Below are 6,655 nucleotides of genomic sequence, written 5' to 3' on the forward strand. Positions count from 1 at the left end.
CCTCCTCCTACTCGATTTGTAGGGAATAGGGCAGTCACTCGGAATCTAAAGAAAACGGGTTCAGTAAAGCTAACTATTAAGAAAGCTTTTGGTTAAAGAACTCAAGTGTACGTTTCCAAGCTAACTCTGCTTCTTCTTCAGCATAGCGGCCTGTTGAATCGTTATGGAAGCCATGGTTCACGCCGTCATAGATGTAAGCTGTGTAGTCTGCTTCGTTCTCTTTGAGTTCGGCTTCATAATCTGGCCAAGTCGCATTCACGCGTTTATCGATTCCCGCAAATTGGATGAGCAAGGGGCCTTTTACATTTTTTCTTAAATCTGGTGCGGCAGGAGTACCATAAAATGGAACGCCTGCATCGAGTTGCTCTGGCATGACAGCGGCCAACATATTCACGATATAGCCACCGAAGCAGAAACCGACTGCGCCTAGCTTACCGTTACTTTTTTCATGGGACTTCAAGAAGTTTGCCGCTGCGATAAAGTCTTCTTCGATTTTCTCTTTTGATAGCGACTTCTGCATCGTTCGACCTTCATCATCATTACCTGGATACCCGCCAAGCGAATAGAGTGCATCAGGTGCAAACGCAATAAACCCCGCCGCTGCGAGTCGTCTTGCCACATCCTTTATGTATGGATTGAGGCCTCTATTTTCATGAATGACCAATACAACAGGCGCATTGCCCTCTAACTCTTTGGGTACAACCAAGTAACCATAGCCTTCGCCGTGTCCTTTAGGTGAAGGAAACTTCTCGTAGGTTGCTTTGATGGAAGGGTCATTGAAAGAGACTTGCTCTGCCTGCGCATAATTAGGAATCAGTGCAGAAGTTAGCGTCGTCATGGTTAAGCCAAGTACAGCTAGCCCAGATAGACGAGCCATAAACTCTCTGCGATCAATCAGGCCGTGTGCATATTCGTCGTACCAATCAAATGCTTCTTGAGGGATAGATCGAGTCGGCGTTGATTGAGATTCGGTATTTGGATTCATAACTTTTCCTTGTTGTGAGTTGTTTGACCAATCAACTATAGTGGAAAATTTGATATAATTGAACGATCGCTCAATAACTTTTGAGCTATTTGTTATATCAAAGTACAAAAATTAGATGACAGTCCGATAAAACGATCACTTCGAATCGATTTCCATCGCTTTGGTTTGTTTTACGGAGCAATTCAATACAAGGTTGATTTGAGGGTTAAGTCAGTGAAGTCGGGTGTGATGATTGTTTGTTTTTAGGGAGGCTCTAAATCGAAGTTGGGCACATTAGAGCTAGGCTTATTTTCCGCAGACATGGACAAGTAAGTTTCAATGCAAAACGCTTGATTTTACTCTGGTATAATCTTTCCTTATAAGGGAAGCCATAGCGTTATTAGAACCTTTTGATGAGAGATAAAAAATAGATGTTAAGACTTTTGCGTCAGATAGAAAAATGGAAACTTGCATCGTTTAGTTTACTCATGCTCATTGCCGCATTTTTTATCTACAACCAGATCGGTAATCGTATTTCCCGTGTCGATGAGGCAACATTTTTGATCGGGCAACTGAATACTGTTTTGGATGCCGCTGAGCAATATTCTCGTGATAATGGCTCTCTGCCTCCTATTGCTTCCGATACCGATACGAACTTCGGCTACTTAAACATCAATCACTTAATTGCAAATCCGGGCTTATCCACATGGAAAGGGCCGTACCTACCTTATGAAGATACATGGATAGGTGGCGATCAGTACATCGACCACCCAGATTACATAGCAACGCAATTACTGCTTATGGAAAAGGATAGTCTTTGGATAAGAGGAAGCTCCGAGACAGGTTGCGAATCGTCATCATCCACTTGCTCTGTTGCAGCTTGTATCTGGTTGGTACCAACAAAAGTCGCACAAGAAATTAATAAGATTGTGGACGGCAGTTCGAGTATAGAAAGCTCAGATGCGACAGGAAAAATACGTTACGAAAAAGCTTTTGGTGGCGCTCTTATCTGTATGATTGGAGATGATTATCCAATGCCTTCAGCACAGACAAATTAAGTCGTTTCTAATTACCTCACTGGCAACTTGGTCTTAGTTTTTACCTGACCGAAGGCGAAGCTGGATTCTATAGAAGCGATATTGGGTAGGCGAGTTAATTGCTTACGGATGAACTGCTCGTAGCTTTTGAGTGATTCACTGACTACATGCAATAGGTAGTCGTGATTGCCCGTCATTAGAAAGCACTCTAACACCTCGTCAATCACTTCGATGTGCTGTTCAAAGTCTCGCATGTTCTCTTCTGTCGGCTTTTCAAGTTTCACCAACACAAACACATTCACAGGTAAGCCACATGCTTCTTGGTCGACACTGGCGTGATAGCCGCGAATAATCCCCTGTTTCTCTAATGCTCGAACTCGGCGCAAACAAGGAGAGGGTGAAAGTACCACTCGATCGGCCAACTCTTGGTTAGTGAGCCGTGCGTTGCTTTGCAATTCAGCCAGTATTTTCTTGTCGATCTCGTCCATTGGCACATCCCATCAATATTGGAGTGTATTCGGCAATATTATTGCTCAAAGTGTATGTCTTACTTCGCAAATAGCAATTTTTAACACCGGAGCAAAACTAAAATTAAAGGAGGAACAACAAGCATGGAATGACTTAGGAATTATGAATACTTCAACTCAACTTAGCCCGCTGCGTAAAACCACCAAACACGAACAAGCAGAAGCGCTTGCCATTGAGCAGGCAAAGCATTTTGGTATCGACCCAAATAGTGATTACGGCGTCACACTGATTGAACTGGCAACGACACTGTACAAAGCCAATACCAAGACACACGATCTTTGGGCATTGACCGTTGATGGACTTTCAGAGCTCGATAAAAGTGACCGAATCGCTTGGTTTAACGCCAAACGCTTTTTGTCATTCCAGATTGCTAAGATCCTCGATAACCTACAAAACCCAATGCGCGCTACCTACCAATCTATTGCTACTAACAATGGTAACTTTGCCTCTAAAGGTGCCTATCCTATCTTTGATAATGTTGCTGCTATATTCTCTGCTAGTCCTGTTATTACGCGCACTGCGACCTATTTATTTGCCTGTACAGAATGGATTGAAGATGCATTTAACGGTAAAGAGCCGCTGCACGATATTTACTCTCGACTGCTTAACCCAACATCGATCTCACTGGCTAATCACATGGTTGATATTGAGGCGGGTTCTAGAGCCAACGAGTACCTCGCGTGGAACTTTAACTCGGGGATGGCGGCTATTGATGGGTTGTTGAGCCATTTACTCGGGCATGAAGACATTGTCTTGGCCTCACGCAACATCTATGGCGGTTCCTATCAGTTGTTGGAAGATTGGTTTGGCAAGCCGTCTAACCTGAATGTCGCGGTAGAGTGGGCCGATGGTTACTCAGGTGATGAGTTTGCGGCTCGTCTTGATGAGGTTGCCGATAAATACGCGGATCGCCTGGCCGCAGGTAAGAAGATTTACGTTTACCTAGAGTCACCGTGTAACCCGCATGGATACGTTTTAGATGTTGCTAGCATCAGTAAAGCTGGTCACGTTCGTGGTTGGGATGTGATTGTCGACTCTACAGTGGGTACACCATTACTGCATCCAGTACTAAAACGTGATGATGTGATGGAAAGACCAGATTATGTGATTCACTCCTACACCAAAGAACTGGCGGGTTCTGGCACCACAACCGCTGGGGTTGTGATTGGTCGTAATGAGACTATGTTTGTGCCAAAAGGAGATGAGGTGATTTTCACCAAACCCAATGGCGATGAGGTCACCATTCCATGGAACGAAACGCTGTTTTGGAATGTGTACTACATTAAGGGCGCATTCCTAGACGCAGACAAAGCGTTTGAAGTGCTCAATGGTATGAAAACGTATGAGATGCGAGTGGTGCAAAAAACGATTAATACACTGACTCTCGCGAAGATCTTTGATGCTCACCCTGACATCAACGTATCGTGTCCTGCTTTGCCAGACAGTGACAACTATGAACACTGCCAGAACAACATGTACTTGGGTTTGCCAGCGGCGCTTTTCACAATCGATATGGAAGGTAACGGCGATCGTGCGCCAATCAATCGAGATGGATTCAAACAGTTCTTCGACATGCTTGAGCCAGCAATCGGCATGCAAGTGAGCTTAGGGCAAACCAACACCGTGGCGCTGTGCCCAGCCCTGACTACGCATTCAGAACTCAGTGATGAAGCGCTTAATGAAACAGGCATCAAACCGACCACAATGCGTATCTCTATTGGCTTGGAAGATCCGAGAATGTTCATCGCTCATATTGTCGAGGCCGCTAAATTGTCTATCGACCGCAACCACGTAGATTTCTCATCCAGCTTCCCGAGTAGTGACAATATCGATGAAATCTATATGCAAACTTATATGGATGTACACCAGAGGTTTGTGAAGAGCTTGCCGAAGTTCAGTCAGCTGAGTCAGTAACTTAGGTCGGTAACTTAGCTCAGTAAGAAAAGTTAACAAGATTAGTCAGTTAAAAGGCCGTCAATAAAAAAGCACCCTGCTGACTCAGTAGTCGGTAGGGTGCTTTCTTGATATAGAACCTAGTGACCATATTGGTTTACCAAGTCACTTACTATTTTGGCTGGTGGCCTGTCTTTTTCGCAAGCTCTTGCATAGCCTCGGCAAACGTAGTTGTTCCGCCTTTCGCTTTAACCTGAACCACCTTATATCCTTGGCTTTCCAGCGCTTGGCGCTCTTCTAAAACGGCTTTGTCATCTGGCTGACTGCCTTGCACAGGCTGATGAATGTAACACCCTTCTAATTGACCATCTTCGACCAGTTGGTGATGTTTCAGTGCATTGATATCAAAATTCATAGTAAGTCTTTTCGCTTTAAATGGAGAGTCTCTGCGGCAAAGGCCGCGAGTCTTTATAATTTTATGGTTTGTACAATAGGCATTTTAACCATAAGAAGCTAGCGAAAATTAAGCAATCCAATGGAATGAAGTCGGGTGGTCTTACTTCTTCAATCTCTTATTGAACGCTGGGAAGGAAAGGGGAGGAACTGAATACGAACGTTTCAATACACCCTTATCTGACCTTTTCGTTCAACCATTGAGCGAAATCGGTACAAATCATCAACCTTTCCAAATGTGGAATCCTCACTTCTTTTATTGGCTCTGTTTTCCATTTGTGAATGGTTATAACCTAGTTTTCGTAGAAAAGAGAATCGAATAAGCCGTGAGCGCGGCGCTTTATAACGAATGAAAACTAGGTACAAGCATGAACGAAAACTTTTATAGATACGCGATTTACACTGTTTTTTCAGCGGCAGCATTGTTCTCCGCTTTTTTAGTCACCTCAGATAATGTTTCCCCCTTCACCACTCAAGCGACTTTGTATCGTAACGTAGCGACCATTGCGCCAGAAGTGTCCCTGTAGTGGTACGCTGAATTTGGTCACTTAGTAAGAGGTGATATCATCACCTCATAAGTTAACAGGTGACACTATGACAAAACGTACAAGAAGACTATTTAGCGCTGAATTCAAATTAGAAGCGGCACAACTGGTTCTAGATCAGAACCACTCTGTGACAGAGGCTGCTCAAGCTATGAATGTTGGGAAGTCCACGATGGATAAGTGGGTTCGCCAACTAAAAGAGGAACGTCAGGGGAAAGCACCTAAAGCATCGCCGATGACGCCTGAGCAAATTGAAATACGTGAATTAAAAAAGAAGTTAGCTCGCCTTGAAGAGCATAATGAAATATTAAAAAAAGCCACGGCTCTGTTGATGTCGGACTCACTGAACAATTCTTGATAATCAAGAAACTCAAGCAGAGCCACAGCGTAAAAATATTATGTGAAGTGTTCAATGTTCATCGAAGCAGTTATAACTACTGGCGAAAACGTCCAGTAGAAATTGATGCCGAAACAGCAAAGCTCCGTAGTTTAGTTAGCGAGGCATATGCCGCAAGCAACGGTTCTGCGGGAGCGAGAACCATTGCTGACATAATAACGAGTCAGGGAACTAACCTGAGTCGCTACAGAGCAACGAAGTTCATGAAAGCCCTTGGTCTAGTGAGCTGCCAAGTGCCAAAACACAGGTATCGTAAAGCATCACAAGAACATATTGAGATCCCAAACCTCTTAGTCCGCCAGTTTGCAGTTACGGAGCCAAACAGAGTTTGGGTTGGTGACGTTACTTATGTTTGGACTGGCTATCGTTGGATGTACTTAGCCGTAGTTTTAGACCTGTTCGCTAGAAAAACGATTGGTTGGGCAATGTCATTATCGCCCGATAGTCGATTAACTCGTAAGGCTCTTGCCATGGCTTATGAGTCTCGTGGTAAACCACAGGGCGTCATGTTTCACAGTGATCAAGGCAGTCATTATACAAGCCGAAGTTATCGGCAATTACTGTGGCGCTTTCAGATCAAGCAAAGCTTATCTCGACGAGGAAATTGCTGGGATAATGCACCAATGGAACGCTTCTTTAGAAGCTTGAAGACGGAATGGATACCTACAGTAGGTTATCGGAGCTTTGCAGAGGCACAACAAGAAATTACTCGATACATTATTGGGTATTATTGCCAACTCCGCCCGCACCAATACAACGGTGGTTTGACTCCCAATGAATCAGAACGATTGTTCTGGTTAAACTCTAGGAACGTGGCCAATATCAGTTGACCACTACA

Annotated in this window: 6 protein-coding genes and 1 pseudogene; 4 read left to right on the forward strand and 3 right to left on the reverse strand. The window is 44.1% G+C overall.

Features of this window, described 5'->3' with window-relative positions; all coding sequences use genetic code 11:
* Nucleotides 1–76: 76 nt before the first annotated feature.
* The gene (locus AB4371_RS04380) at nucleotides 77–985 is read right to left on the reverse strand and encodes a dienelactone hydrolase family protein (RefSeq protein ID WP_017059076.1); all 909 of its coding nucleotides are present in this window, start codon (nucleotides 983–985) and stop codon (nucleotides 77–79) included.
* 410 nt (nucleotides 986–1,395) lie between these two features.
* On the opposite strand from AB4371_RS04380, the gene AB4371_RS04385 reads away from it, so the two are divergent.
* Nucleotides 1,396–2,022 carry a type II secretion system protein gene (locus AB4371_RS04385; protein WP_372149097.1) on the forward strand — a complete coding sequence of 209 codons (627 nt, stop codon included), beginning with the start codon at nucleotides 1,396–1,398 and terminating at the stop codon, nucleotides 2,020–2,022.
* An 11-nt stretch (nucleotides 2,023–2,033) separates the two neighbouring features.
* Here the strand turns inward: AB4371_RS04385 and AB4371_RS04390 are convergent, their stop codons facing one another.
* Nucleotides 2,034–2,489 carry an Lrp/AsnC family transcriptional regulator gene (locus AB4371_RS04390; RefSeq protein ID WP_372149100.1) on the reverse strand — a complete coding sequence of 152 codons (456 nt, stop codon included), beginning with the start codon at nucleotides 2,487–2,489 and terminating at the stop codon, nucleotides 2,034–2,036.
* Between the two features lie 142 nt (nucleotides 2,490–2,631).
* Between AB4371_RS04390 and AB4371_RS04395 the strand changes: the two genes are divergently transcribed.
* Entirely contained in the window at nucleotides 2,632–4,443 is a 1,812-nt protein-coding gene (locus AB4371_RS04395) for a PLP-dependent transferase (protein WP_372113097.1), read from the forward strand.
* 151 nt (nucleotides 4,444–4,594) lie between these two features.
* Here the strand turns inward: AB4371_RS04395 and AB4371_RS04400 are convergent, their stop codons facing one another.
* Nucleotides 4,595–4,837, reverse strand: coding sequence for a hypothetical protein (locus AB4371_RS04400; protein WP_048611711.1), 243 nt, complete (start codon nucleotides 4,835–4,837; stop codon nucleotides 4,595–4,597).
* A 406-nt stretch (nucleotides 4,838–5,243) separates the two neighbouring features.
* Here AB4371_RS04400 and AB4371_RS04405 point away from each other — a divergent pair.
* A pseudogene (locus AB4371_RS04405) lies at nucleotides 5,244–5,396 on the forward strand (HlyD family secretion protein); the annotation flags it as partial.
* A gap of 73 nt (nucleotides 5,397–5,469) precedes the next feature.
* Nucleotides 5,470–6,647 (forward strand): IS3 family transposase gene (locus AB4371_RS04410; RefSeq protein WP_372149103.1). Its coding sequence is split into 2 segments (ribosomal slippage): nucleotides 5,470–5,728 and nucleotides 5,728–6,647, totalling 1,179 coding nucleotides; the frame shifts between segments, so codons are not numbered across the junction.
* The last annotated feature ends 8 nt before the right edge of the window (nucleotides 6,648–6,655 follow it).

This window comes from Vibrio sp. 10N.261.51.A3 (assembly GCF_041471965.1).
Taxonomy (GTDB): domain Bacteria; phylum Pseudomonadota; class Gammaproteobacteria; order Enterobacterales; family Vibrionaceae; genus Vibrio; species Vibrio crassostreae_C.

Coding starts and splice junctions, on each gene's coding strand:
- AB4371_RS04380 (WP_017059076.1), bottom strand. CDS start 985: ATGAATCCAAATACCGAATCTCAATCAACGCCGACTCGATCTATCCCT.
- AB4371_RS04400 (WP_048611711.1), bottom strand. CDS start 4,837: ATGAATTTTGATATCAATGCACTGAAACATCACCAACTGGTCGAAGAT.
- AB4371_RS04385 (WP_372149097.1), top strand. CDS start 1,396: ATGTTAAGACTTTTGCGTCAGATAGAAAAATGGAAACTTGCATCGTTT.
- AB4371_RS04390 (WP_372149100.1), bottom strand. CDS start 2,489: ATGGACGAGATCGACAAGAAAATACTGGCTGAATTGCAAAGCAACGCA.
- AB4371_RS04395 (WP_372113097.1), top strand. CDS start 2,632: ATGAATACTTCAACTCAACTTAGCCCGCTGCGTAAAACCACCAAACAC.